This window comes from Streptococcus mitis (assembly GCF_003944325.1).
GTDB lineage: Bacteria > Bacillota > Bacilli > Lactobacillales > Streptococcaceae > Streptococcus > Streptococcus mitis_CW.
In genome coordinates this window covers 1-26,953 of the sequence record NZ_RJPX01000011.1, presented here as the reverse complement: position 1 = coordinate 26,953, position 26,953 = coordinate 1, and the positions used below count along the sequence as shown (strand labels likewise).

Here is a 26,953-nt window from a genome sequence, read left to right as displayed (position 1 = left end):
TTCATTTGCAATCGTCAAGAGCTAAATCTACATGACTTTTACATTACTGATACTATCTATTAGAAAATCTGCAAGTCTTATTTTCCAGTGAAATATTTAACCGCCGATGCAAACAGGTGCTGGTCTTTATTTCCTGGAATGTTTAGGAACAGACCGTCCTCATAACGTTCTGAATGTCCCATCTTACCGATAATTTGACCGTTTTTGCTGGTAATTCCTTCGATGGCATGGACAGAACCATTTGGATTGTACTTAGAATCCATGCTTGGTTTTCCGTCAAAGTCAACGTATTGGCTGAAAATTTGTCCATTGTCACGGAGCTCTGCAAATTCCTCAGCAGTCACGACAAATTTCCCTTCCCCGTGCGAAACAGGAATAGCGTGGATATCGCCTACTTGCACACCAGCTAACCATGGTGAGTTGGTATTGGCAATACGGGTTTCCACCATCTTAGCCACATGTTGGTTGGCATCATTGTAGAAGAGGGTTGGGCTAGTACTGCTGGCATCTTCGAAGTTTCCGTATGGAAGAAGACCTGATTTGACCAAGGCCTGGAATCCATTACAGATACCGATAATCAAGCCACCACGGGCGATAAAGCTATCAATAGCTGCACGCACTTTTTCATTAAGCAGGATGTTGACGATAAACTTAGCTGAACCATCTGGTTCATCCGCAGCCGAGAAGCCACCTGCAAAGAAGAGAATGTTAGCCTTACCGATGTTGTCAACCATAGTTTCAACTGACTTGACAATGGCTTCTTCATTCAAGGTCACAAATGGTACTAAGTTGACCTCTGCACCTTCTTTTTCAAATGCCTTAGCTGAATCATATTCTGAGTTGGTTCCTGGAAAGACTGGGATATAAACCACAGGTTTTTCAATCTTTTCTTTGGCTTTAATCACAACATCTGATGCCACAGCTGGTACTTCAGACAGTTCTTTGGCTTGGGCAAATTCTGTTGGATAAACTTCTTCCAATTTTCCTTGGAAGGCACTGTCAAGTTTCTGTCCATCTAGCTTCACACCGTTGACAAGGAGTGTAAAGTCTGCGCTCGTTTGCCCGATTTTCTCCACTCCAGCGATTTCTTCAGGAGACGTGAAGACAAAGCCGCCTAATTGAGCTGTCAAGGCTGTTTCAAGTTCAGGAAAGGTTACCTCTGCACCAATATGATTTCCAAAGGTAGCAAGGGCAAGAGCTTCAACCACACCACCATATTTGACAGCTGATGCAGATGTCACTTTGTGACCAGCTTGGATAGCTTCAAATTGAGCAAAGTTAGACTTAACCAAATCAAAATCAATCTCTGCAGAGAGGGCTTGACCTGGGATGTAGTAAATGTTTTCACCAGCATTCTTGAACTCTGGAGAGAGCACATTACGGCTATCTGCTGTTGTCACCCCAAAGGCTACCAAGGTCGGTGGTACGGTCAATTCCTCAAAGGTACCAGACATGGAGTCCTTACCACCGATAGATGGTAAGCCAAGCTGAATCTGAGCTTCGATAGTTCCTAGAAGAGCTGCTACTGGCTGACCAAAACGCTCGGCTTGTTTGTCCATGCGCTCGAAGTACTCTTGGTAAGAGAATCGAGCCTTAGACCAGTTGGCACCAGCAGCAACCAAACGAGCAGTTGCTTCGATAACCGCATAAGCAGCACCGTGGTATGGAGACCATTCTGCTAGATAAGGGTTGAAACCTTGAGCAATGACTGACGCAGTGTGAGTCACACCGTGTTGGACTGGCAATTTCTGCACAGAAGCCTCAGTTGGTGTGAGTTGATAGCGACCACCAAGTGGGTGATTAACTGTAGAACGACCGACCGAACAGTCAAAGATGGTCTGCAAGCCTTTTTGACTCGCATGGTTGAGGTCAGATAGAACCGCAAGGGTATCTGCTTCAAGTGTGTCAGCGCTTGTTGTACGTTCTTCTGGAAGCTTGACATCCTTGTCCACAACCTTGGCATCTACAACGACACGCACACCGTTGGTATCAAGGAAACGACGTTCCAAGTCGACGATTGTTTCACCATTCCAGTGCATGACTAGATTTGGTTTTTCAGTCACTGTCGCAACCACAACAGCATCAATATTTTCTTTGTTACATTCTGCAACGAAGGCAGCCACATCTTCAGGACGAACCACGACTGCCATCCGTTCTTGTGATTCAGAGATAGCAATTTCTGTACCATTCAAGCCTTGGTATTTAAGAGGCACCTTGTCAAGGTCGATTTCAAGACCGTCTGCCAATTCACCGATAGCCACACAGACACCACCAGCACCAAAGTCATTTGATTTCTTGATAAGACGAGTGACATCGCCATTACGGAAAAGACGTTGAATCTTGCGTTCTTCGATGGCATTCCCTTTTTGGACCTCAGCACCAGCAGTCTCTACAGACTCAACTGTTTGAACTTTAGAAGAGCCTGTCGCACCACCGACACCATCACGTCCAGTCTTACCACCGAGAAGGATAATCACATCGCCCGCTGTCGGTTTTTCACGGACAACGTTGCCCTTAGGAGCAGCACCGACAACAGCACCTAGCTCCATACGTTTAGCTACAAAACCTGGGTGGAAGTACTCACGAACGTAAGTTGTCGCAAGCCCAATCTGGTTTCCGTAAGAAGAATAACCATGAGCCGCTGTTTTAGAAATAACCTGTTGTGGCAATTTCCCAGCGCGAGTTTCCGAAATCGGTGCTGTAATATCACCAGCACCTGAGATACGCATGGCTTGGTAAACGTAGGAACGACCTGACAACGGATCACGAATGGCTCCACCGATACAGGTAGCCGCTCCACCAAATGGCTCAATCTCAGTTGGGTGGTTATGAGTTTCATTTTTAAACATGAGAAGCCAAGGTTCCTTGACACCATCAACATCCACTTCAATTTCAACAGAGCAAGCATTGATTTCGTCTGACACTTCCATATCGTCCAAACGACCATTAGCACGCTCATAACGACCGAAAATAGTAGCCATATCCATCAAGGTTTGCGGTTTTTCCGTACGTCCCAACTCATCACGCATGGCAATATATTTTTCATAGGTTGACTGCAATTGCTTTTGGAATTTAGAAGCTGAAAAGTCGATGTGTTTCAACTCTGTCTCAAAAGTCGTGTGACGGCAGTGGTCAGACCAGTAAGTATCCAACACCTTTAACTCAGTCTCAGTTGGCACACGTCCAATAGACTTGAAATAGTCTTGAATAAAGAGCAAATCATCTACTTCCATTGCCATGCCCTGCTCGGCCTTGTAGCGAGCAAAGTCTTCTGCTGTATAGCTTTCAAAGAAAGTCAATTCAGGAATGGTCTTGTCTGACTCTGAAAATTCCTGCTTGGCAATTCCAGTCGTGATGTCCTTGAAACGAGAATCAACTGGGTTGAGTAAGTAGTTCTTGACCGCTTCTAACTCAGTCGCATCAATATCTTTATTAACCAAGTAAAGTTGGGCTGTATTGACTATTACATCACTCGAACTTCCCAGCAAAAGCAAAGCTTCCTGTGAAGAAGCCGCACGTTGGTCAAACTGTCCTGGCAGGCTTTCAATGGCAAAGAAAGCATAGTTAGCCAGATCCGCCTGCACAACAGCTTCGTCCAAAACATGGTCTGTCACCTGCTCAGAGAAAATGTGTTTCTCTGCAGGCGCAAACAAGTCCTCTGCCAAATCAAAGACATCATAAACCTGCACAATACGAATACTTTTCAAGCTTGACAGTCCCAAGTTGTGCTGGAGCTCTCTAACCAAACTCTCTGACTTGACCTGAAAATCAGCCTTTTTTTCAACAAAAATACGTTTATCCATCAATTATTATTCCTTTATTTCAGCTCTTGCAATGTTCCCAAATAGCCTTGAGGTTGTTATTTCAATTCCTGCAACTTTTCCCAGACAATCTCGTAGACGTCTGTTAGTTCACCTAGACTCCTACGGAGTGAAAAGGTCTGGGGAACCTTTTCAGCCTGAGTCCTTTTAGTTGAGAGACGAAGGTTCTCCGTTGCTAACAGATTATTTCAATCCCTGTAACTTCTCCCAGACAATCTCGTAAACGTCTGTTAGTTCTCCCAATCCTCTACGGAAAACATCCTTATCCATGTGCTTGCCATCCGCATCCCACAAGCGGCAGTTATCTGGTGAAAATTCGTCTGCTAAGATAATCTTGCCATCCTTGTCAAAACCGAACTCTAACTTAAAGTCAATCAACTTAAGCCCAATCTCAGCAAACCAGACCTTCAAGAGTTCATTGATACGACGAGTTTCTTCCTTCAAGTAGGCAATCTGCTGGTCATCCGCAATCTGTAGGAATTTCACATGCTCATCATTGATAAATGGATCATCCAAATCATCATTTTTATAGTAAAATTCGACAATCGGAGTCTCAAATGCGATTCCCTCATCCACGCCAAAACGTTTTGAAAAGGAACCAGCCGTGTAGTTGCGAAGCACGACTTCCAAAGGAATAATCTTAACCTTTTTATTGAGTTGTTCCGTGTCTGAAAGCTTCTCCACAAAGTGAGTCGCCACACCAGCCGCATTTAATTTCTCAAAAATAAAAGATGAGATCTGATTATTCAACACTCCCTTACCTGCAATCTGCTCCTTCTTGACACCATTGAAAGCAGTCGCCTGGTCCTTGTAAGTTGAAATAATAAGATTTTCATCTTCAGTTGTATAGATATCTTTAGCTTTTCCCGAATAGATCAATTGTTTTGACATTTTAAAGTTCGCCTTTCGTATTACTTGAGCACATTCTACCACAAAAACCCTAAAATTACAAGAATTTAACCGAATAAATAACACATTCACTCCAAAAATAATAAAGAAAAAACTGCAAGAAGTATCTTTCTCACAGTTTTAAAATCATTTAACTCTAAAAACACGAACATTACTCTTTGTTCAAAAATTGATCCAAATAATAGCGCAGATAACTTTTCTTGCCTGTAATCATCTGCAGACGACCCTCCACCCCGTACCGAAGTTTTTCAGCCTGCTCAGAAGTTAGATTAGTCTCCGCCTCGATTTTAAAGAAATTCCCTTTCTCAGTCTTGGTAGCTGTAGCATCGATGCTGGTAATCGTAGAATCTAGGAAAATTTGATTCTTGGCATCATGAGTCGTAGTATAGCGAACCGAATCACCGATCTTGACTCTAGCAACATCTTTGGAACTTAGATAAGCTGTAAGTTTGGCTTTCCCTTCTTTTTCCAAGGATGGATAGAGTTGGGCTAGTAGGGCACCTTCTGCTACCATGGTAGAATCACTGGTCTCAGGATTAAGATGAAGCACCCCATCCTCACTCGCCGTAATTTTCCCCTTGTCTAAAAGATTTCCCTGTACCTTCTTACCTGACTCTGCTTCCAAGATTTTCTGGTCTAAAAGAGTCAATTCCTGACCAACCTTAGCCAAGTGTTGGGATTTGAGAGACTCCAATTGACTGCTTAAGCCTGACGCGTAGGCTTGCTGGGTTCCGGAACCTGCATACTGGACGCGGTAAGTAGCAAGACTGGATTCTAACTGAGAAAGCTGCGCTTCAACCTGCGCAACAGCCTGAGCCTTAGCTTGCGGATTTTCCTCCCCCTGAGATTTGTAGGACTGGTAGAGAGAGTAGGCTAGATTCTGACTGGCCAAGGAAGCACCTGTTTCAATAGCTGACTTAGCTGTCTGGTAATCGCGAATTTTAGCCTCTGTTTGGCTGATGAGATTGCCGATTTCGGCTTGGGTTTGACTAGCTGCTGCATTCTGAGACGCGATGGTTTTGTTTTGTTGCGATGTACTAGCCCTAAGACTGCCTGCTTGACTGATGTAGTCGCGAAAGGTGGCTTGGTAGCCAAATTTATCCTCCTCTGGAAAGTAATCCGTCCCTTCTTGCAGACTTTTTTGCAAATACTCCAATTGCTTTTTTTGATCCTTGAGCATGTCCAACTGACTGCCATAAGCCTCTGCTTGGATACCTTCTGCCCCTTCCTGGTATTGAACAAGAAGCTCCCCCTTCTTAACCAGCTTATTTTCTTCCAAATGATTGACAAGAATGCGATTGTTGCTAGTTGACTGGATATTTGCAAGGATACGACTAGGCTCAACAGTAGCCCGAGTTGACAAACTCATCTCCTTCTCTACCAAAGTTGCAAAGCCAAGCAAAAACACGAGCAGAAGGAACATAGGTACAATCACCCGACTGGAAAAATTATGATAACGACGGTTATAAAACTCCGCACTTTCTAAAAATTCTGGTTTCATCCTCTCCTCTTTCTAGCTATTGACCAAATGGGCATAAAAGCCACCCTGTGCAAGCAAATCAGCATGCTTTCCTTCTTCAACAATCTTGCCCTGATCCAAGACAACAACCTTCTCTGTCCGCTCAGCAATGGTCAAACGGTGAGCAATGAAAATCAAGGTTTTATCTAAAGACATCAGATTATCAACAATTCGCTTCTCTGTCAAAATATCTAAACTGCTGGTCGCCTCATCCAAAATCAAGACAGGTGCATCTGTCAAGAGAGCACGCGCCAGAGCGATTCTCTGCCGTTGACCACCTGAAATTCCTGCCCCATCCGAAGTCAATTCTGTTTGGTAATTCAGTGGCATGCGCTCAATATCCTCCCGAATCTCTGCCAATTCGACCGCCCGTAAGATATCCTCCTGAGTCGTCCCCTCCTTGGCTCCCAAAAGAAGATTGTCCAAAATCGTTCCGTTAAAGACATAGGGCTGTTGAGGCAGATAGTTAATGTACTGGCGCAAAGCCTTTTTATCAATCTGATTGAGATTGACACCACCCAGACTAATCTCTCCCTGACTTGGGTCGTAAAAATTAACCATCATCTTGGCCAAGGTCGTCTTACCCGACCCTGAAATTCCCACAAAAGCTACTTTAGAACCTTGCGAAATGGTCAAATTGATATCCGACAAAACATCTCGACCATAGCCATACTTGTAGGAAACCTGCTTGAAGGTCATATCTCCCTTCATCAAGCTCAAGTCCTCAACCGTTTTCTTCTCCTCAAACTCAGAAGCTACCAGATAAACCTCATTCAGACGGTTATTGGCAACCTGCGCTGTCTGAAGCTTGGTTTGCAGATTGATGATATTTTCCAAAGGATTGGTAAAGTAAACAAGCAAGGTATTATAGGTAATCAACTGGCCCAAACTCATCTTGCTATCCATGACCAGAACAGCCCCCATCCAGAGAATGCCGACATTGAGCAAGAGATGGGCAACCTTTTTCAGAGCCTTTTGCTGACTCTCTGCTCGACTATAGGTAAAGGATTTTTTCAGATAATCCACAAATTCCTTGTCAATCTTTTGATATCGTGAACTTTCACTGGTCAAAGACTTGATAGTCTCAATACCATTAATGTCCTCAATGATAGAAGAAGACAGAACCGCATTGGCTTCCATAGTGTCCCGATTCATCTTTTCAAACGGCTTCATAAAAGCAAAGATAATCACTGTATAGATAGGAAGCGCTAACAAGGTCATGAAAAAGAGATTGGTATTTTGTGAAAATAAAACAAGGGAAATAATGACAACCGTTGACACATCTAGGAAAATCGAAAGAATGGTCGAAGCCAACGCATCAATGATACTGTTAGCATCCGTGAAACGAGACACGATTTCCCCTGTCCGACGTGTCGCAAAAAAGGACATAGGCAGGTGAAAAACATGCTTGATATAGGACAAAATCACATCAATCGATAAGCGTTGCCCCAAAACAAGCAAGAGGTACTCCTGAGCGTAAGACAAGACCTGCTGGAGAATATAGACGATAACCAGCCCAATAGAAATAATCCCCAGCGTCGAACGCATCTGATCTGGCACATAGGTATCAATGATAGACTGCAGATAGTAAGAACCCACAATGTTAATCAAGGTTACCAAGAGTGTCGCCAAAACGATATTGGCAATCAAACCACGCTGTTTCACTAATATAGGGATAAAAGAGAGCAGGCCATTCTTTTGATCCTTATGGGGCTTATAGTCTGGACTAGGCGCCATAAACAGAGTCACTCCTGTCCATTCTTTCGCAAAACGCTCACGTGGTAGTTTGGTCAATTTCACCCCAGGATCTGGATCAGCAATATGAATGCTGTCCTTATCCTGCCCAGTCACCACATAGTAGTGGAGCAATTTCCCTTCCTTAAGAACATGGGCAACAAAAGGAAAAGTCAAATCTGGCAAGTCAAAAAGCGACATATCCGCCTTAATGGCTCGCGTCTCAAAACCAATTTCCTCTGCCACCTTGACCAAGCCCAAAGCCGTCGTCCCATCCATGGTCGTCTTGGCCAATTCTCGCAGGTGAGCCAAAGAATAGTAACTACCATAATAGCCAAAAACCATGGCTAATGAAGCTACACCGCAGTCCATCTGATCCACCTGCGGACGATAGTGACGTTTCCCAAATTTCATATTCATCTCCTTTTCCTAAACTCATCTGATAATACCTATCTTACCCCAATTCCCAAACAAAAACTGGACTTCCTTCCCAAATGCGCCTATCTACCTCCCAAATGCACTTTTGGGATAAAAAAATAGGCAGAACAAACGTCCCACCTACTAAAAATATGGTATGAAAGGAAAGTGATGTTTTACTGACACCCTAGGCAAGATTGGAACAAATAAATCATTGATAGTAACATTTACGACAGTCTATTTATTACTTCAATTTCTAATGTCCCTGCTATTTCTAAGCCACCTTTGGTATGATCTATTCACAGTCAGAATAGATAACACCGTTCTAAATTACGATTCATAGTTACTCCTTTTTTTGATTCATTACTATAAGACACCTATTCCCTATAGAGCGTCTATTGCTTCAAATTTATCGATTCTTTTTTCTTTACTTCTGTATAAAAGAATGAAGACCATCATAAATAATGCAATCGTGGGTATATTGAAACTATCAAGCCAAGCAGGTAAAGATACTTTATTTATGTCAGCTACTAATCTGATGATTATATAAGACATTGAACTAAGTAATACCATGATTTCAGGCAAAACTTTCAATACTGATTTAACGAATTTCATATTAAACTCCAATGTGATGCATTCTTAAATCTTACCTTACCCATTTTCAGCTCAGACTAACAAGTCATTCTTAGCTGCTTACTCTACTTGCTTTTTATTGACCTTATATCCTAGATAAAAGAGCCCAAATAAAACAGGGTAAATTTCTGGATAAAATAGGGTATTGATTGGATTTCTCAAAATCAAATACGTTGCGATGTAGATTATGAGCGATACGATAAAATAACCCTCAGCGAATCCTAATAAAAATGTTTTCATAAGAAACTCCTAATTACCTGACAAGAATGGCGGAAAAACGCTACCATTCATATACACAAAATCCTTTTGATTCATGTTCTTCATTTATAGTTTTGATTATTTTTTGACAAATCTTTGCAAAAAATACCAAAATATGCTGCGAAAAGCAAACCAACCAAAGTCCATTGCCAATTAAAGGATACTAACGAACCTGTACGAATCACATGAAGCGCGACATTAAGAGTTATTCCCAACAAAGGACATATCGTGGCTAGTTTAGGTAACAATGTATTGAGATTAAGGTTGCGACTGTTCATTATCTAACGCCCACGACGAGCAAAATCTGAACCAAATTTGTAACCAGCATTAAAAATTTGTACAGCAGCATTCAGCACTCCTGCAATCCCAACTGCTTCCGCAAGACCAAAACCACCTTTTGTTCCCACTAATTCATCGTCAGATAATTGATAAAATTGTTCTAAGTTCATATTCGTCATTACTCCTTTGTATTATATTTTATTGCTATGTAAATGATTAAAATGAGTATTGGATAAGTAAACACTTCTGAAATATCCATAAAGTTTATACTATACTGTCCAGATAATATTTTATAATCAATTAAAATTTGAACGATAGTAAAAATAATACGTAGCGATAGCAATACCCCTAATAATATCACTTCTTTTTTTAAAAACATAGAGATCCCTCTCTGACTATAATCAGATTATGGTCTATTCGCATAATACCCCAAAGCTGCTCCTCCAGCAAAAAGTGCTGCTGCTCCACCTGCTACTGCTGCACCTACCTTCCAAATAGACACTCCAGCGATTACAAGGGGCAATGCTCCCCCATCCACATTCACCAACTCTTCTTCTGTAAGAGCTACAAAGTTCTGTTCCATTTTGTCAAAATTTGTCATCTTTTTCTCCTCTTGTTCTATTTTTTCTAAATCTTATCTTCTAAAAAATGGGGTTCCAATAAATACACCGCGTAACAATAGACCTGTAATTAGACCCCGTTGATAACTTTCCTTGCTACCACCCACCAGCAAGGCTAAGTCGCTTTCCTTTAATACTTCAATAGTATACTTATCATTCATTTCATTCATCGCTTATCCTCCTAAAAACCTAAACCTCTACGAAATCCAAGACACCAATCTGCAAGGGTCCTCACCCAATTTTCTCCACCTTGAATATCGATTAATTCTTCCGACGTTAGCTCAACAAATCCATAGTAATGTTCTTTCATTATTTTATTCCTTTCTTTTTCCTCTTACTTATCTATTCGAAAAAAATTTCGAAAATGTACAACTAAATTAAATTTTATTTGAAAAATAATTTAGTAAACCATGGATAGAAAATTGGTAGATACATGAAGCAAACTCCTTTCTTTTTCCTCTTACTTATTTATTCGAAAAAAATTTCGAAAATGTACAACTAAATTAAATTTTATTTAAAAAACAACTTAATAAACCACGGATAAAAAATTGGTAGATACATGAAGCNAACTCCTTTCCTTTTCCTCTTACTTATCTATTCGAAAAAGAATTCAAAAAAATAAGAATATCAGAAAATTTTCCGACATTCTTATTGATAACTTCATTCAAATCTAACAGATATTAGACATTGAGATGTTTTTTAAGGGTTCTTCTGGCTGTCCGTGATACGGGGAAATGCAAGCCTTCTAACAGGGTCACTTCTGTCGCAGTCATCTCTTCAATGGCCTGTAAACTGACCAACGTATTGCGATTGGCATAGACAAAGTAATCTTTTTCAGCCTTGGCAGCAATATCTTTGAGACTGCCATAAATGGTCTTGATAGAATGATTGGCATAATAGACCTTGATACGATGGGATTCCACTGAAGTTTCAAAGGCTAAAATCTCATGGTAGGGCAGAGTAAAGCCCCGTCTCCCCTCAAAACTATAGGTGAAGAGACACATATTTTCCCTCTTATCCACTGCTAATACATAGTCCAAACAGCGCTCCAGCTGATAACGGTAATCCTCCTCAGACTGATCCTTGGAAATAAAATCCAAGGCAGACAAGTGGTAGCGAAAAGCTAGAGGCAAGGCCTCCGAGTGCGTAGACACAAAGACAATGCTTGTAAAAGGATCCTGCTCCCGAACCTGTTGAGCAACCTGAAAGCCCCGTTCACGCTCTCCATCAATCTCTAAATCCAATAAATAGAGCTGGTAATTGTCAAAATACTGAGAATACTTTTCAACATCTCCATAGTTTTTGGCAATATCAATTTCCAATCTTAAATTGCGAGAGCGACCAATATCTAGTAAAGTCTGCTCTATCCGTCCTTGCTAGACTTTATCGTCTTCCAAAACTAAAATTCTCATTCCTCTCCCCCTCGTTTCTCATCCTTAAATGGCAATTCTAAGTCTTGTCTAAAGGTCATCTCTCCTAGCTGGGTATCTAAGTTTAAATCATAATGAAAAACCATATCCTCCAAGGTTGCTAAGCCCAGTCCACTGTGGTTTCCCTTGGTCGAATAACCCTTTTGACTGAGAATGCTGGGATTCAGTTCTTCTTTCTTACGAGTGTTTTCAATGATAAAACGGACACTCCTATCGCCTGCCAATAAAGCAACCCGAATCTGCGGATTTTCCGCCTCACTGGCTGCCTCTAAGGCATTTGTCGTGAGGATAGAAAGGATACGGATAGCCTCCAACATCGGCAAAGCCAGCTCTTCGACAACCCCCACCGTCTCCAAACTAAAATGAATTCCCTGCTTATCTGCCACAATCATGGCTTTTGCCAAGGTATTACGAATGGCTATATCATGGATATTATGAAGATTAAAGGCCGTGTAATCCGCCTTCCTCAGCTTTTCATTGGTCTTTAGAAAGACATCTTGATAAATGGTAGATACCTCAGCCATGTCTTGATTGGCTATGGCAGGTTCCATGCTGGCGACAATTCCTGCAAAATCATGACGGAAACCTCGCACTTCATCATAGAGATGACCTAGCTTGTCCACCATTCCTTGCAAGGAACGATTTTCATCTTCCTGTCTCTGAATGGTCTGCTCATCACGATAAACTTGCTCCAAATGCTTGATGTAAAAGAGCCAAGAGAAAAAGAGAATGAAAATCAAGAGAGAAATGGTCGTGTCAAAACGAGCATAGAAAGAACAATTTATATTTGTCATAAACGAAGAGAATATCCTAAACACAGTCAGAGGTAGGATAATGAAAAAACTCTTATAATAGTGGGTTTTGAAAGCATCTGAAAAGAATAAATCCAAATCCAAAGAACAACGCTTCATCATAACTACTGTCAGTACAAGAGCTAGTAGAGAAAAAGTAGAATTAACAATACCATTTCCTACTTCTGATAGCATATCTATATCTAACATCCGAATATAGAACAATACCAATAAATAGCGAATACTCTGATAAAAACTAAAAAGATAGAATGAAAGAAATAACGATTCCCCCTTTTTCTTCCTATTCACATAGAAAATAAGGTAAAAAAAGATTAAAACTTCCAAATACATAATTTCAAAAAAAGTTTTACCAGCTATTACTTGCATCATTAATAAATAGACTATGTACCTCTTTTTACGAAATTCCGGTGTAATTTGGTAACCTAGATAAATTGGAGGAACTATAATGGAAACCATTAACAATAAAGCAAATAGAATCTCCTTAATAAAAGTCAAAACCATACTATCCAATCACAGTTTTAGTTGGTGCTGGACTACAATACCGAGGTTGGCAAAGCCCAAACAAAGAACAAAAGAAATTCCCTCCACCATTCACTTCCTCCAAAACCTCTGGAGTTAATTCTTCAAATTGTTTCAATTCTTCAAATGTATTTTTCATTTCCATGACAGACTCCTTTTCATTATTTTATAGATAACTCTATCCCCTACTCCATCTACAAAAGGCTTTAGTTTCCTTTTAAAATACAAGAAATCTAAAGCCTCCTGAAAATGGTATATTGGTTAGAGCGTTAACGATTAGTTGTGAAGATGTTATTTTTATTTAACCACAACCACTTTATAATATTCGTTTAAGTGTGGAGATTCAATCTTAATTTTTTCACCGTATAAACCATCGATTTCTTTATCCAGATAATCTGAAACTCCCGATGGCAAACGTTTCATCTTAAGAATCTCACCAGATTGATCCGCATAGGCTAGGATGTGATAGTGGGTTGTAGCCATACCATCATCAATTAATACAAAGTAACCTGTTTTGAGCTTACCTTGCTCATTTTCTAAATAGTATAGTTTATTGTTATTGATTGTGAAGCTGGTAGCTCCAAGACGAAGTCGTGCACCTGGATTTTCTAAATAAACATCATTGCCAACTTTTTTAATCTCTGAATAGGTTGTCATTGCTGGGATATCAACCACACGATGTCCATTTTCATCAAAGTAGTAACGATTTGGTAAGTTTTGGAAGTTCTGTACAACTGCCTTAGAATCAATTTCTTGTCCTTCATCTTTATTATCCACTAAAGCTAAGGTAGTATTTGCAACCTCATCCCCATATTTGTCGGAAAACTTCTTGAACTCTGGTCTGATATACCAAGCATTTTTTTCAATAATAACATCGTCACCTTTAGCATTTAGCAAATATTCTTGCCCATCTCCAAGTTTGACAATATCATGAATATTGTATCCAGCATCTTTTCTATTTGCTAGATAGCCATCCTTACCAATGACATAACTTTCCCCATCACTGGCTGGAACAGCTCTATCTGCAACCATAGCACCTGATTTTTCAAAGTAAGACCATTTACCATTTGCAGTAGCCCATCCTGTTGCCATAGCACCACTGCCTTTGAGGTAATACCATGTAGACCCTTCTTGGTACCAACCTGTACGCATGGCGCCACTATCTGCTAGTGAGTACCATGTGCTACCTTCCTTGTACCAGCCAGTACGCATAGCGCCACTATCTGCTAGGGAATACCATGTATTTCCGTCTTTGAGCCAGCCTGTCTGCATGTTACCAGAAGCGTCAAAGTGGTACCAAGAACCAGCATTTTGCACCCATTTATCCTTAGCGAGGCTGCCATCTTGAGAAAGATTCCAGTCAGACCCATTTTTAACCCAAGTATCTGCAGCCTGTGCTTGGTTGATAGATAAAAGTAGACCAGCACCTACAAGCAAACCAAGTGTAAGTAGTTTAGATTTTTTCATAGCCATTTCCTCCTTTATTGAATAGCTATAAGAGGACTTCCCTCTTTATTTAGCTATATTCTAATACTTTTCATTGTCAAAGTCAATAACATTGTGAAAAATTAGACAATATTACCAATATCTACGAATTGTATTTTGAGTAATACCATATTGATCCATATAAGAAACATATCGGCCTGGATATGGAGCATGGACAACCTTTCCACCACCAACATAAATACCTACATGATCATTTGTCTCTTCACTATTATACAAAATCAAATCTCCAGCTTGTTGAGAACCATTACTTACATAACTTCCTCCTGTTGCTTGATCATAGGTTACTCTAGGAATACTAATATCAAACTTATCATGAATAGCCATCGTAAATCCTGAGCAATCTACGCCACTATTCAAATCTGCTCCACCCCAAACATATGGAATTTTCCCTACAAATGTCTCAGCATATTCACCAAGTGCCTGTCCACGATTTTCTACCCATACACCACTGTCTCTAAAGAAGTATGGTGTACCATTCACACGTTGATAACCAGTGACCATAGCACCACTAGCAGATAAGTAGTAATAATTACCATCAGGTTGAATCCAAGTATTTTCTTTCATCCATCCTTGATCATCAAAATAGTACCACTTGCCATCTAATTGTTCCCAATTTTTAGCATACCCACCTGAACCGTATTTAAACCACCATTTACCATTGGTTTGCATCCATGTTCCTTTCGGATCACGATATTGATTGAAAACTTTCTTCTCTTGATTACCCTCTGCTTGAGTTTCTTTATCTTCAAAACCAATCAATTTTACTTGATCAGCTTCTTCAGCTTTTATCTTGCCTTGATTAACTAATTGAGCAATCGCTTCTTTCTCACTTGCTGATGGAGAATCAGCATAGGCTACAGTAGTATTTGCTAAGAGAACGCCTCCTGCAAGAACTAATAAACTAGAATAAAGATACTTTTTCATCATAGAAATCCTTTCTTTTTTCTCCTTTTTGGAGATTGATTTTTTCTGACTCTATTATATCCCTTATTTGTCCTCAGATTTCTCCTGTCCCTAGAAAGACTATATCTGTTCCTAAACGGTCACTTGAGCCAAATAAAAAATTCCAAAGCAAGTGCCTTGGAACTCCGATTTCTACTCAACAATCACTTTTGTCATATCAAGAGCCATTGGTTGATAATATACATCAGGGTGCTTATTATCCCTAATAATCTCACCATATTCAACAAAACCAAACGATTTATAAAAATTAATCACTTTATCTTCATTAACACTATCCAAATAAACCATTTTACCACCTAAAATACTCTGAGCTAATTGAATTTTTTCAACCACTAATTCCATAACTTGCTGACCAGTAATTTTATTAAAGTGTAAATTTCTACCAAATTGAGCAATCAAAAGTCCTGGTATATAATTTAAGTTTCTCGCGTTTTTCCCACTTAAAACAAAAGATTTTTTGTTATCATTATCTAATTCTTGAACATTAACAATTTTTAATGTTAGTGTAAAAAAACCTAAAATCTCAAATCTATCTCCTGATATCTCTTGATCAATAATAATAAAATTTCTTGATTTATGTGTCAGCTCTGTTGTAATTGCGTCATTTTTAAGATACTCTAACATATCCTCATTTTTACCAAACGACACTTGCTCCGAAACAATTTTAGAGAAGTTCTCACGGACTTTTTGACGTATTTTCCGTTCATTAGTATATTCAGGATTTCTAGTAATAACGGTTTGTCGTATGAATTTGATGACATCCCCTAGTGGTAAGGCATATAATTTCATACTTTATCTTACCAGCTTCTCTAAACCTAGCAAGGAAGGTTGTTCTTGTTTATCTGTATTCTTTTTGATAATATCAAGCAACAAATCAGTTGATTTAGAGGCTTGAATTTTGTCAAAATCTTCTTTTGTGAGTGTGATATCACGAGTAATACTGAATGTAGCCACGAGTATACTTCCTTTCTCTTCTACTAAGTCCATTATAACGTGTTTTTCCCATTTTTACAAGGATATCCGATATTCCTCATTTCTAAAAACCATCTACTTTCGTTACCTTGGAACTTCGATTTCTATTTTGCTTGAATGATTTTAACCACATCTCCTACACTTTGGAGTTGGTCAATTTCTTCATCACTGATTTCGATATTAAATTCATCTTCCAGTGTCAAGATAAACTCCATCAAGTCAACTGAGTCAGCATCCAAATCGTCTTTCAGACTCAAGGATTCTGTTACGACAAAGTCCTCTCCCTGTCGCTCTTGGATAATGGTCACAATACGGTCAAAAATTTCTTTTTCTGTCATCTCTTTTATTCTCCTGAAAATTCACGCGCAGTCTGGGCAACTACGTCTGTTTCTAGCATGGTACGAATCTGGCGAATTGTACTATAAACAGCCTTGGCATCGCTTGAACCATGAGTCTTGACAACAGGTGCCTTGACACCAAACAAGACTGCTCCACCAACATCTGAGTAATTGAGCTGTTTTTTCAAACCTCTGAGGCTGTCCTTGAGAAGGAGTGCGCCTAGTTTCGCTCGAAGACCACCACCTATAATAGCTGTCTTGAGCAAGCCCATGATTCCCATGGCTGTCCCTTCAATGGATTTGAGCACAGCGTTTCCCGTGAAACCATCTGCCACAACAACATCTGCAACGCCATTCATCAAATCACGCGCTTCCACGTTTCCGATAAAGTTCAAACTTTCATCCGCTGCTAGTAATTCGTAAGTTTCCTTACGAAGCGGGTCACCCTTACTACTTTCTGTTCCATTGTTAAGCAAGCCAACACGTGGTTGCGCAATACCGCGGACATTTTTAGCATAGAAGGAACCCAGAACAGCGTATTGATGGAGGTGCTGAGCTGTATTTTCCGCATTGGCACCGAGATCCAGCATGTCAAAACCCTTCCCATCTACAGTCGGCAAGGTCGACATAAGACCTGGTCGGTCAATGTTCTTGATACGACCCACAATGAAAAATCCTGCTGCTAGTAAAGCACCTGTATTCCCAGCCGAGAGTATAGCATCTGCCTCTCCATCTTTGACAGCCTTTGCCGCCAAGACCATGCTAGCATTTTTCTTCTTCCGAATAGCTCTCGTAGGTTCATCGTCTGAATCAATCTTCTCATCCGTATGGATAATGCTGACGCGCTCTGTCGCGGTCAGATATTTCTTGATTTTATCCTCATCTCCGTAGAGTTGAACCTCAATATCTGAAAAGTCAGCCAGGGCTTGATTGACCCCCTCAACGATGGCCTGAGGTGCGTAATCGCCCCCCATGGCATCTACTGCGATTTTTTTCATTTATCTTCCTCTTTTAGTAATTGACCCCATTCTGCTAGGGAATCAATAAATTTCTTTGATTTTAGGTGAATCCCAACGTACTCTTCGTAGAGTTGATCCATAAATTGGCGTAGCTCTTGCTTAATTTCAGGCTTTAGCGAAATGGTCTCCAAGGTCTCAAAATCAATGGCTTGAAATTGATTGAGCAGATAGGGGATATTGGGATTGAGATGGCAACGTCTCTCATCTTCATGATAATGATCTGGACAGAGGCAGGCTCCATATTTGAAAGAAAAGTCAAAAGCCTGACCAACCCGATGACAAAAGACACACTCATTAAAATTAAGACTGATTCCAAATCTGGTCAAGATTTGAATTTCAAAAATATTGGTCAAAACCTGATAATCCAAACCCGCTTCCATCAACTCCAAAGTCTTTTGCAAAAAAGCAAACAAGGGAGCATCCTGCTGATTATCCTGCAAACTAGCATCTGCAAGAGCTGCAACGTAGGTCGCATAGGCCATGACAAAGAGGTCACTATTAATCTTGGGAAAGGTCATGACCTCATGATAGTCCTCGATGTAGCTGAGCCCGTCATCATTGATTCGCAAGAGAAATCGTGCCAGCACCAAGGGTTGAATAACAGGCGCCAGTTTGGATTGACCAGCGTGTTTGACGAAAAACATGCGCTTGCCAGCCTGCTCTGTAAAAATCTTGACTAACTTGTCATCCTCACGAAAGTTACGATTGTAGAGCACCAAGCCTTGACTCGTGATAGACTGAATCATGCTTCTCTCATGTACTCCTCAAGTCGTTTCATGGCTTCTTTGATCGTCTCCATGCTGGCTGCATAAGATAGGCGAACATAGCCTTCCCCATAACGCCCAAAGGCTGCACCAGGGATAAAGGCAACTGCCTTCTTCTGAGCAAAATCCTTCAGGAAAGCAAAGGAGTCTTGATTGTAGCCCGCTGGAATCTTAGCAAAGATATAGAAGGCCCCGTCTGGTTTGATAATCTCAAAACCAAGAGCAGTCATTTTCTCGATGATATAATCTCGACGCTGGATGTATTCCTTTTTCATAGGCTCCGCATCGTTTTTACCAGCCGTCAAGGCTTCTATCGCAGCGTGTTGAGCCATGGTATTTGCGGCAGTAACCAAATACTGGTGACTCTTGATTAATTGGGCTGTGAAGGCCGCAGGAGCGAAAATCAGCCCCAAACGCCAACCTGTCATAGCATGCGATTTCGACAAACCATTGATAATAATAGCCTGATCTCTCAACATAGTTCCTAGAGACACATGGGCTTCCCCTGTGTAGGTCAATTCTGAGTAAACCTCATCACAGACAACGAAAATCTCATACTTGCGTAAAACAGCTGCCAAGGCTTCCAACTGCTCCCGACTATAAGTAATTCCTGTCGGATTTGCTGGATAGTTGAGAATAACCGCCTTGAGCTTGTCACCCTGCTCCAAAATGGCCTTTTCCAATATCTCAGGAGTCAAGACAAAACCGTTTTCAGTCGTATCAATCTCAACAATCTCTGCCCCAACTAGATTAACAATCGGTTCATAGCCTGGATAAGCAGGAGCTGGCAAAAGCACCTTGTCTCCCTCTTCCAAAATAGCCGTCAAAGTCGCAGATAAAGCCTCTGTCGCCCCAATTGTAACCAAGATTTCATTTTCAGGAGCATAGTCCAGTTGGTACTTTTCCTTAACAAAGTCACTGGCCGCCTGACGTAAGGTCAGCAGACCACTCATCCCTGTATAGTAGGCTTGGTTCTGGTCAATCGCTCGCTTGGCCGCTTCCTTGACATGATCTGGCGTTGTAAAATCAGGTTCTCCCAAGGTCAAACGCAAGACCCCAGGAATCTCCGAAATAGCCTGGTCAAACTGACGAATCAACGAAACTTGAATCTTATCTAACTGTTTATTAAAGCGCTTAGTTAAGTCCATAGATACCTCCTACTGTAAAAACGTATCTCTATTATACTACAAAAGCCCCCCGACCGCAAAAATACATGATAGAATAACTTTCTACTTTCTATTTTACTTTTCCTGTTTACAGGTCTATAATGGTAACAGATTCTATTTGGAGGTTTTTATGTCATTTCTATCCAAAAATGGAGCAGGCATCTTGGCCTGCCTTCTCATTTCTATCCTATCTTGGTACTTAGGAGGATTCTTCCCTGTCATTGGCGCGCCCGTTTTTGCGATTTTCATAGGCATGCTTCTCCATCCCTTTCTATCGCCTTATAAACAACTGGATGCTGGATTGACCTTTAGTTCTAAAAAACTGCTCCAGTATGCCGTTATCTTGCTTGGTTTTGGTCTCAATATCTCGCAAATCTTCGCAGTCGGGCAATCTTCGCTCCCTGTCATCCTGTCCACCATTTCAATAGCCTTGATTGTTGCCTACCTCTTCCAGCGCTTCTTTGCACTGGACACAAAACTGGCTACCTTGATTGGAGTTGGTTCTTCTATCTGTGGGGGCTCTGCTATTGCTGCGACAGCGCCCGTTATCCATGCCAAGGAAAAGGAAGTAGCCCAAGCAATCTCCGTTATCTTTTTCTTCAATGTCTTGGCTGCACTCATCTTTCCAACTCTAGGAAGCTGGCTTCACTTATCAAATGAAGGCTTCGCCCTCTTTGCAGGAACTGCGGTCAATGATACTTCCTCTGTAACAGCTACCGCCAGCGCCTGGGACAGTCTCTACCAGACCAATACCCTCGAATCCGCAACCATTGTCAAACTCACACGTACTCTGGCTATCATCCCCATCACTCTCTTTCTCTCCTACTGGCAAAATCGCGAACAAGAAAATAAGCAAGGATTGCAACTGAAAAAAGTCTTCCCACTTTTTATCCTTTACTTTATCCTTGCATCTCTTCTAACCACCCTTCTTACCTCTCTCAGTGTGTCCAGTAGTTTCTTTACTCCTCTCAAACAACTCTCCAAATTCCTCATTATCATGGCCATGAGTGCTATCGGTCTCAAAACAAATCTGGTAGCCATGATTAAATCTAGCGGAAAATCCATTGTTCTCGGAGCCGTCTGCTGGATTGCCATCATCCTCACCAGTCTCGGGATGCAGACCCTTATCGGCATTTTCTAATACTCTTCGAAAATCTCTTCAAACCACGTCAACGTCGCCTTGCCGTAGGTATGGTTACTGACTTCGTCAGTTCTATCTACAACCTCAGAACAGTGTTTTGAGCAGCCTGCGGCTAGTTTCCTAGTTTGCTCTTTGATTTTCATTGAGTATAACACAAAAGGTAGCCCATCAGCTACCTTTTTCTTATGCTTCCTCAATCAAGCGTGTATGTTCTCTCTTGATGCAACGATTCATCACGATATCATCGCATCCACCAGCACGCAAGATTTCTTCCGCTTCTAGACTTTCAAGGCCTAACTGCGCCCAAAAAATCTTGGCATCAGCCTTGAGAAAATCACGCGCCACATCAGGCAAAAACTCACTGCGACGGTAAACATTGACAATGTCTACAGGAAAAGGAATCTCAGCTAGGCTGGCATAAGCCTTTTCACCTAAGATTTCGCCACCTGCCGCCTTGGGATTGACAGGGATAATTTTATAACCCCGAGCCTGCATTTCCTTGGTCACTCGATTGCTAGTTGTTTCTTCACGGTCTGACAAGCCCACCACAGCAAGGGTTTTACTCGTTGCTAGATACTGACGAATCACGCCATCACTTGGATTGATAAATTCTTGACTCATAGAAATCCTCCTTTTTCATCAGTATAGCACATTTTGAAAAGGCTTGCAGAATTCCACTACAAAAAAGGAGGACTAGCCCCCTTTTTATTTAGCCTCATACCAGGTTGCCCCTTCATTTTCATCTGCGATAAGGGGAACACTAAGTTGAATGGCTTCTTCCATGGTTTGTTTGACCAATTTTTTCATCTCTGCCAGTTCCGATTTAGGAACTTCAAGGACGATTTCATCATGCACTTGTAACAGCATCTTGGTCTGATAGCCACCTTCAACCAGAGCCTTGTCTAGCTGAATCATGGCAATCTTGAGAATATCTGCTGCCGAACCCTGAATAGGGGAGTTGATAGCAGTCCGCTCCGCAAAACCACGAATGTTAAAGTTGCGCGAATTGATATCTGGCAACTCACGACGACGCTTAAAGAGGGTCTCTACATAGCCCTTATCACGCGCCTCACGCACCACTTCATCCATGTAGTTTTTAATACCTGGAAAGCGTTCAAAGTAGGTATCAATGTAGGCTTTAGCCTCCTTACGGCTGATGCCCAGATTATTAGACAAACCAAAATCTGAAATCCCATAAACTACTCCAAAGTTAACTGCCTTGGCATTACGACGATCGTTTGCAGTCACATCCTCAGGACGTTCAATACCAAAGACACGCATGGCTGTCGAGGTATGGATGTCCGCTCCCTCTTGGAAGGCCTTAATCAAGTGCTCATCCTTAGAAATATGAGCCAAAATGCGCAATTCAATCTGTGAATAGTCGGAGCTGAGCAGCACACTATCCTCCCACTCAGGCACAAAAGCCTTCCGAATGAGACGGCCTTGCTCCAAACGCACAGGGATATTTTGCAGGTTAGGATCCACACTAGACAGACGCCCTGTCTGGGTTAAATCCTGCACATAGCGGGTATGAATCTTGCCATCAGCCAAAATCCAGTCCTGCAAGCCAATTACATAAGTCGATTGAATCTTGGCAATCTGACGGTAATCGAGAATTTTCTTAACAATCGGAGCAATAGGAGCCAGACGCTCCAACACATCCACCGCTGTCGAGTAACCCGTTTTAGTTTTCTTAGTGTATTCTAGAGGAAGACCCAATTTTTCAAAGAGAAGGACGCCCAACTGCTTAGGAGAATTGATATTAAACTCCTCACCAGCCAGCTCATAAATCTCTTGAGTCAGTTTTTCAATGACAAACTCATTTTCAGCCTGCATCTCAAGCAAGGTCTCTTTCTTAACCGTAATCCCAGCAATTTCCATCTTAGCAAGAACAAAGGCTAGAGGTTGCTCCATATCATAAAGAAGCTCTAATTGCCCATTTTCACTGAGTTTTTCAAGTAAAATAGGCTCTGTTTCGATCAAAACAGCAAGCTTACGAGCCAAGTATTCCAAGAATTTCTCGCGTTCAGGAATGGCCTTTTTGACACCCTTGCCATAGAAAGTCTCATCATCAACCAAGTAAGTCTGACCATAAAGACTAGCAATAGTCGCAATTTCATTGTCCTCCACGGTCGAAAGAAGATATTTAGCCAAACGGCTATCAAAGGCAGGAGCCTGCAACTCCACACCAAAACGATTTAAGAGAACTTTAGCCTTCTTAAAGTCATACACTCTCAGAGGTGTTTTTTCTAAGAAGTCCTTAAAAATCGGCTCTTGCAAAAGTTCAAGCTTGTCTGTAGCATAGAGCTTATCGCCACAAGACCAGGCAAATCCAACCAAATCATCCGTATGGTAATTCTCACCAAAGAGTTCAAAGTGGAAAGTAGAGTCCGCACTCAGCATCTCTTGACTGACTTGGTCAACGATAGTAAAGTCCAAACTCTCAGCCACATCAGCTGACGATGCATTTAAAGCCTGCTTGAGCTGTTTGAAGCCCATCTCATCATAGAACTTCCCAAGATTTTCAACATCTGGACCACTATAGACCACATCCTCTAAACCAATCTCAATCGGTGCCTTGGTATCAATGGTCGCCAGTGTTTTCGACAAAAAGGCCTGTTCCTTATCATGGATGAGATTTTCCTTCATCTTAGAAGCCTTCATCCCATCGATATTCTCATAAATCCCCTCGAGTGAGCCATGCTCCAGCAAGAGCTTGATACCCGTCTTTTCACCGATTTTGGTCACCCCAGGAATATTATCCGACTTATCTCCCATAAGCGCCTTGAGATCAATAAACTGAGTTGGTGTAATGCCCATCTTTTCCATAAGATAGTCTGGCGTAAAGGCCTCAAACTCAGCCACACCTTTCTTAGAAATCTCAACCACCGTATGCTCATCCGTCAGCTGAATCAAGTCCTTATCCCCACTGACAATGGTAATGTCAAAACCATCCTGCTCAGCTAGTTTATCCAGCGTCCCAATGATGTCATCCGCCTCATATTGAGCCAACTCATAGTGACGAATTCCCATATGATCCAGCAACTCACGAATAAAAGGAAATTGCTCACGAAACTCATCAGGACTCTTAGCACGACCACCCTTATAGTCCGCATACATCTCTGTACGGAAGGTCGTCTTTCCCGCATCAAAAGCCACCAAGATATGACTCGGCTCAACCCGCTCCAACAAATGGCTTAACATCAACTGAAAGCCATAAATCGCATTGGTATGCAAACCAGCCGCATTCTTAAAACGGTCCAACTGCTGATAGAGCGCAAAAAACGCCCGAAAGGCCACAGAAGACCCATCAATCAATAATAATTTTTTCTTATCCATACACCCATTATAAAGGAAAGCACCAAAAAATACCATTGGAAAGAGCCAGACCAAGTATTTTTCAAACTTTTTTCGAATAAATAGATAGAGCCAGGGAATCTAGTAAACCTAGATTTAAAAATGTGCTATAATGAAAGGAGAAGAAATATGACTGTACGTCATCCGGGCATTAGCCCGACCAATGATTTGGTTGCTAAAAAAATCTTTAGTAATCCAGAGATCACTTGTCAATTTATCCGCGATATGCTGGACTTGCCAGCCAAAAATGTGACCATTTTAGAGGGAAGTAACATTCACGTCTTGCCTTCCATGCCGTACTCGGCTCAGGATTTCTATACCAGTATAGATGTCTTGGCGGAGTTGGATAATGGAACGCAAGTTATCATCGAAATCCAAGTTCATCATCAGAATTTTTTCATCAATCGCCTGTGGGCTTACTTGTGCAGTCAGGTCAATCAAAACCTAGAAAAAATTCGTCAACGTGAAGGTGATACTCATCAGAGTTACAAACACATCGCACCAGTATACGCAATCGCTATTGTGGATAGTAATTACTTCTCAGATGACTTGGCTTTTCATAGCTTTAGCATGCGAGAGGATACGACAGGTGAGGTCTTAACTATCACCAGTAATGGACAGGAACATCATCTAGTCAAGATGGCGTTCTTGGAACTAAAAAAATACAGAGAAACCAGCAAAGATAGCATTCGCAAACCGTGGTTAGAGTTTTTCGGTAACAAACCCTTTACTCAAGAACCCGAGCGAGCCATCAGCCAAGCAGACCAACTGCTAGACTACAAGAGCTGGTCCGAGGAGGACAGGGAAATGTTTAGTCAACTACGTATGCGTGAAGAACAAGCTTTGTTAGCGCAGGACTATGCCTTGGAAACTGCTAGGGCGGAGGGTATTGAACAGGGACTGGAGCGTGGAAAAGTTGAAGGAAGTTTGTCTATGCTACTAAATCTAGTCCGCCAAGGTCTTTTGACTTCTGAGGTTGCCTGTCAGCAGTTGAGAATGACTGTCGCTGAATTTGAAGAACTATTGAAAGAGCATCGCAAATAAGAACTAAAAAAATACAGAGAAACCAGCAAAGATAGTATTCGCAAGCCGTGGTTGGAGTTTTTCGGTAACAAACCCTTTACTCAAGAACCCGAGCGAGCCATCAGCCAAGCAGACCAACTGCTAGACTACAAGAGCTGGTCCGAGGAGGACAGGAAAATGTTTAGTGAACAACGCAGACGTGAAGAACAAGCCTTACTCGCTCATGACTATGCCTTGGAAACTGCTAGGGCGGAGGGGATCGAACAAGGTCTAGAGCGTGGCCTTGAACGTGGCCGTGCTGAGGGGATTGAACAAGGACTGGAACGTGGAAAAGTTGAAGGACAAATCTTTACCTTTCTAGATTTAGTACGCCAACATGTTTTAACTTCTGAATTTGCGAGTGAACAATTAGGCATGTCAGTAGCTGAGTTTGAAGAACTATTGAAAGAACATCACAAATAAGAACTAAAAAATACAGAGAAACCAGCAAAGATAGCATTCGCAAACCGTGGTTAGAGTTTTTCGGTAATAAGCCCTTTACTCAACAACCCGAGCGAGCCATCAGCCAAGCAGACCAACTGCTAGACTATAAAAGCTGGTCCGAGGAGGACAGGAAAATGTTTAGTGAACAACGCAGACGTGAAGAACAAGCCTTACTCGCTCATGACTATGCCTTGGAAACTGCTAGGGCGGAGGGGATCGAACAAGGTCTAGAACGTGGCCTTGAACGTGGCCTTGAACGTGGCCGTGCTGAGGGGATTGAACAAGGACTGGAACGAGGACGAGCAGAGGGTATCGAAGAGGGATTAAAAGTAGGTCTAGTAAATCTCGTTCGTCAAGGCCTTCTGACTTCAGAGGTTGCCAGTCAACAGCTGGACATGACCGTCGCTGAGTTTGAGGCCTTGTTGTAAGACTAGCACCAACGATCAAGGAAAACATCTAGTCAAGATGGCATTCTTGGAACTAAAAATATGGTCCATACACTAATAATATAAAAGACCTATCAGTTATTGTTGGTAAAAATGGTTCCAAAAAACTATGGACATTAATAAAATACTGAGAGAAGATAATAAACTTATTCGAGAACAATAAAGTGCTATATTATATATACTATAGTTATAAAGATTATATACTAAAAAGCAATACTCTTTTTAGTAGTAAATTAAATATAATAGGCAATGGATTAAAGTAGAAGTGTCTTAATTTGAAATGCAGTTTAAATCGTATATGGACATTTAATTAATTTCTATATACGATTTAAATTAAACATTCATTAATGAAAGGTTTATGTTATGCAAAATAAAAAATATAAAAGAATTTTTTCACATGAGAAAATTTTTTTAGTTGCAACTCTGATTTTCTTCATTCTTCTTATTCTTACAATATATAATTCAGAAAAATTTTGCTTTACTTTATTTTACAGTTTATATTTTTTGGTGTACTTTATATCTTGTACAATTATAGGAATAAAAACTTTAAGAAATGCTTATAAAAATGAACCATTTGGATTATTTATTTATTTTTTGGCTATATTTTTTATTATTTTTCCTACACTGCTTATTAGTACGGGAAGTGTTACAAATTTATCAGACTCAATTAAAACATTTTATACAATTGGGGTTGGGGTTGGTATAAACTATGTAATTGATAATATTTTTAAATTTATAGAGGTTGAAACTGAAAATGAGAAAAAGAAGGAACTAACTAAAATAGGAGCGGTTACAAAATTACTATTTAATATCATATATATTTC

Annotated in this window: 29 protein-coding genes and 2 pseudogenes; 5 read left to right on the top strand and 26 right to left on the bottom strand. The window is 41.0% G+C overall.

Annotated features, from left to right (window positions below; translation table 11 throughout):
* Positions 1-77: 77 nt before the first annotated feature.
* From D8787_RS04790 to D8787_RS04680, 24 genes are all read right to left on the bottom strand, one after another.
* Complete coding sequence (locus tag D8787_RS04790) at positions 78-3,803, bottom strand: phosphoribosylformylglycinamidine synthase (RefSeq protein ID WP_125421283.1); 3,726 nt, start codon at positions 3,801-3,803, stop codon at positions 78-80.
* Positions 3,804-3,859: 56 nt separating this feature from the next.
* A complete protein-coding gene (locus D8787_RS12065) occupies positions 3,860-4,003 on the bottom strand; it encodes a phosphoribosylaminoimidazolesuccinocarboxamide synthase (RefSeq protein WP_125421337.1) in 144 nt (47 codons plus the stop codon).
* A gap of 1 nt (position 4,004) precedes the next feature.
* Complete coding sequence (gene purC, locus D8787_RS04780) at positions 4,005-4,712, bottom strand: phosphoribosylaminoimidazolesuccinocarboxamide synthase (protein ID WP_125421280.1); 708 nt, start codon at positions 4,710-4,712, stop codon at positions 4,005-4,007.
* 169 nt (positions 4,713-4,881) lie between these two features.
* The gene (gene comB, locus D8787_RS04775; protein ID WP_125421277.1) at positions 4,882-6,231 is read right to left on the bottom strand and encodes a competence pheromone export protein ComB; all 1,350 of its coding nucleotides are present in this window, start codon (positions 6,229-6,231) and stop codon (positions 4,882-4,884) included.
* A 12-nt stretch (positions 6,232-6,243) separates the two neighbouring features.
* Positions 6,244-8,397 (bottom strand): peptide cleavage/export ABC transporter ComA, encoded by a 2,154-nt coding sequence (gene comA / locus D8787_RS04770; RefSeq protein ID WP_125421274.1) that lies wholly within the window; start codon positions 8,395-8,397, stop codon positions 6,244-6,246.
* Positions 8,398-8,784: 387 nt separating this feature from the next.
* Positions 8,785-9,015, bottom strand: coding sequence for a bacteriocin immunity protein (locus tag D8787_RS04765; protein ID WP_125421271.1), 231 nt, complete (start codon positions 9,013-9,015; stop codon positions 8,785-8,787).
* Between the two features lie 78 nt (positions 9,016-9,093).
* On the bottom strand, positions 9,094-9,273 hold the full coding sequence (locus D8787_RS04760; protein WP_125421268.1) for a hypothetical protein: 180 nt from the start codon (positions 9,271-9,273) through the stop codon (positions 9,094-9,096).
* Between the two features lie 80 nt (positions 9,274-9,353).
* A complete protein-coding gene (locus D8787_RS11855) occupies positions 9,354-9,569 on the bottom strand; it encodes a bacteriocin immunity protein (RefSeq protein WP_125421265.1) in 216 nt (71 codons plus the stop codon).
* A 3-nt stretch (positions 9,570-9,572) separates the two neighbouring features.
* Positions 9,573-9,740: a class IIb bacteriocin, lactobin A/cerein 7B family gene (locus tag D8787_RS04750; protein WP_001047582.1), complete on the bottom strand. Its 168-nt coding sequence runs from the start codon at positions 9,738-9,740 to the stop codon at positions 9,573-9,575.
* 8 nt (positions 9,741-9,748) lie between these two features.
* Positions 9,749-9,949, bottom strand: a complete 201-nt coding sequence (locus D8787_RS04745) for a hypothetical protein (RefSeq protein WP_000478865.1) — start codon at positions 9,947-9,949, stop codon at positions 9,749-9,751.
* Between the two features lie 27 nt (positions 9,950-9,976).
* Positions 9,977-10,171 carry a class IIb bacteriocin, lactobin A/cerein 7B family gene (locus tag D8787_RS04740; RefSeq protein WP_125421262.1) on the bottom strand — a complete coding sequence of 65 codons (195 nt, stop codon included), beginning with the start codon at positions 10,169-10,171 and terminating at the stop codon, positions 9,977-9,979.
* Between the two features lie 33 nt (positions 10,172-10,204).
* Positions 10,205-10,360 carry a hypothetical protein gene (locus D8787_RS04735; RefSeq protein WP_171039272.1) on the bottom strand — a complete coding sequence of 52 codons (156 nt, stop codon included), beginning with the start codon at positions 10,358-10,360 and terminating at the stop codon, positions 10,205-10,207.
* Between the two features lie 11 nt (positions 10,361-10,371).
* Positions 10,372-10,500: a smi_0059.1 family bacteriocin-like peptide gene (locus D8787_RS04730; protein WP_125421259.1), complete on the bottom strand. Its 129-nt coding sequence runs from the start codon at positions 10,498-10,500 to the stop codon at positions 10,372-10,374.
* Between the two features lie 370 nt (positions 10,501-10,870).
* Positions 10,871-11,512 (bottom strand): response regulator transcription factor, encoded by a 642-nt coding sequence (locus D8787_RS04725; protein ID WP_260471378.1) that lies wholly within the window; start codon positions 11,510-11,512, stop codon positions 10,871-10,873.
* A gap of 86 nt (positions 11,513-11,598) precedes the next feature.
* Complete coding sequence (locus tag D8787_RS11850) at positions 11,599-12,414, bottom strand: GHKL domain-containing protein (RefSeq protein WP_185776751.1); 816 nt, start codon at positions 12,412-12,414, stop codon at positions 11,599-11,601.
* A gap of 520 nt (positions 12,415-12,934) precedes the next feature.
* The gene (locus tag D8787_RS04715) at positions 12,935-13,096 is read right to left on the bottom strand and encodes a ComC/BlpC family leader-containing pheromone/bacteriocin (protein WP_125421253.1); all 162 of its coding nucleotides are present in this window, start codon (positions 13,094-13,096) and stop codon (positions 12,935-12,937) included.
* 152 nt (positions 13,097-13,248) lie between these two features.
* Positions 13,249-14,418, bottom strand: coding sequence for an N-acetylmuramoyl-L-alanine amidase family protein (locus D8787_RS04710; protein WP_125421250.1), 1,170 nt, complete (start codon positions 14,416-14,418; stop codon positions 13,249-13,251).
* Positions 14,419-14,529: 111 nt separating this feature from the next.
* Complete coding sequence (locus D8787_RS04705) at positions 14,530-15,381, bottom strand: C40 family peptidase (protein ID WP_260471377.1); 852 nt, start codon at positions 15,379-15,381, stop codon at positions 14,530-14,532.
* Positions 15,382-15,552: 171 nt separating this feature from the next.
* Positions 15,553-16,209 (bottom strand): hypothetical protein, encoded by a 657-nt coding sequence (locus D8787_RS04700; RefSeq protein ID WP_125421244.1) that lies wholly within the window; start codon positions 16,207-16,209, stop codon positions 15,553-15,555.
* A gap of 3 nt (positions 16,210-16,212) precedes the next feature.
* Positions 16,213-16,374: a hypothetical protein gene (locus D8787_RS11420; protein ID WP_185776750.1), complete on the bottom strand. Its 162-nt coding sequence runs from the start codon at positions 16,372-16,374 to the stop codon at positions 16,213-16,215.
* A 122-nt stretch (positions 16,375-16,496) separates the two neighbouring features.
* A complete protein-coding gene (locus tag D8787_RS04695) occupies positions 16,497-16,730 on the bottom strand; it encodes an acyl carrier protein (RefSeq protein ID WP_000136445.1) in 234 nt (77 codons plus the stop codon).
* A gap of 5 nt (positions 16,731-16,735) precedes the next feature.
* Positions 16,736-17,728 (bottom strand): phosphate acyltransferase PlsX, encoded by a 993-nt coding sequence (plsX, locus tag D8787_RS04690; RefSeq protein WP_125421241.1) that lies wholly within the window; start codon positions 17,726-17,728, stop codon positions 16,736-16,738.
* Positions 17,725-18,495 carry a DNA repair protein RecO gene (gene recO / locus D8787_RS04685; protein WP_125421238.1) on the bottom strand — a complete coding sequence of 257 codons (771 nt, stop codon included), beginning with the start codon at positions 18,493-18,495 and terminating at the stop codon, positions 17,725-17,727. Before recO ends, plsX begins: the two co-directional genes overlap by 4 nt.
* Positions 18,492-19,661 carry a pyridoxal phosphate-dependent aminotransferase gene (locus D8787_RS04680; protein WP_125421235.1) on the bottom strand — a complete coding sequence of 390 codons (1,170 nt, stop codon included), beginning with the start codon at positions 19,659-19,661 and terminating at the stop codon, positions 18,492-18,494. The genes recO and D8787_RS04680 overlap by 4 nt, the downstream gene beginning before the upstream one ends.
* A gap of 148 nt (positions 19,662-19,809) precedes the next feature.
* Here D8787_RS04680 and D8787_RS04675 point away from each other — a divergent pair, with 148 nt between their 5' ends.
* Positions 19,810-20,820 (top strand): YeiH family protein, encoded by a 1,011-nt coding sequence (locus tag D8787_RS04675; RefSeq protein WP_125421232.1) that lies wholly within the window; start codon positions 19,810-19,812, stop codon positions 20,818-20,820.
* A 183-nt stretch (positions 20,821-21,003) separates the two neighbouring features.
* Here the strand turns inward: D8787_RS04675 and D8787_RS04670 are convergent, their stop codons facing one another.
* The gene (locus D8787_RS04670) at positions 21,004-21,441 is read right to left on the bottom strand and encodes a CoA-binding protein (protein WP_000076477.1); all 438 of its coding nucleotides are present in this window, start codon (positions 21,439-21,441) and stop codon (positions 21,004-21,006) included.
* 84 nt (positions 21,442-21,525) lie between these two features.
* Positions 21,526-24,159: a DNA polymerase I gene (gene polA, locus D8787_RS04665; protein ID WP_125421229.1), complete on the bottom strand. Its 2,634-nt coding sequence runs from the start codon at positions 24,157-24,159 to the stop codon at positions 21,526-21,528.
* A 147-nt stretch (positions 24,160-24,306) separates the two neighbouring features.
* Between polA and D8787_RS04660 the strand changes: the two genes are divergently transcribed.
* The 4 genes and pseudogenes from D8787_RS04660 to D8787_RS04645 all read left to right on the top strand — a co-directional run.
* Positions 24,307-25,221: an Rpn family recombination-promoting nuclease/putative transposase gene (locus D8787_RS04660; protein ID WP_125421226.1), complete on the top strand. Its 915-nt coding sequence runs from the start codon at positions 24,307-24,309 to the stop codon at positions 25,219-25,221.
* A pseudogene (locus tag D8787_RS12060) lies at positions 25,222-25,662 on the top strand (hypothetical protein); the annotation flags it as partial. It abuts the gene before it with no gap.
* A pseudogene (locus D8787_RS11845) lies at positions 25,659-26,111 on the top strand (hypothetical protein); the annotation flags it as partial. The pseudogenes D8787_RS12060 and D8787_RS11845, both read left to right, overlap by 4 nt.
* A 381-nt stretch (positions 26,112-26,492) precedes the next feature.
* Positions 26,493-26,953 (top strand): hypothetical protein (locus tag D8787_RS04645; protein WP_142999760.1); only part of this gene is annotated, 461 nt, incomplete at its 3' end.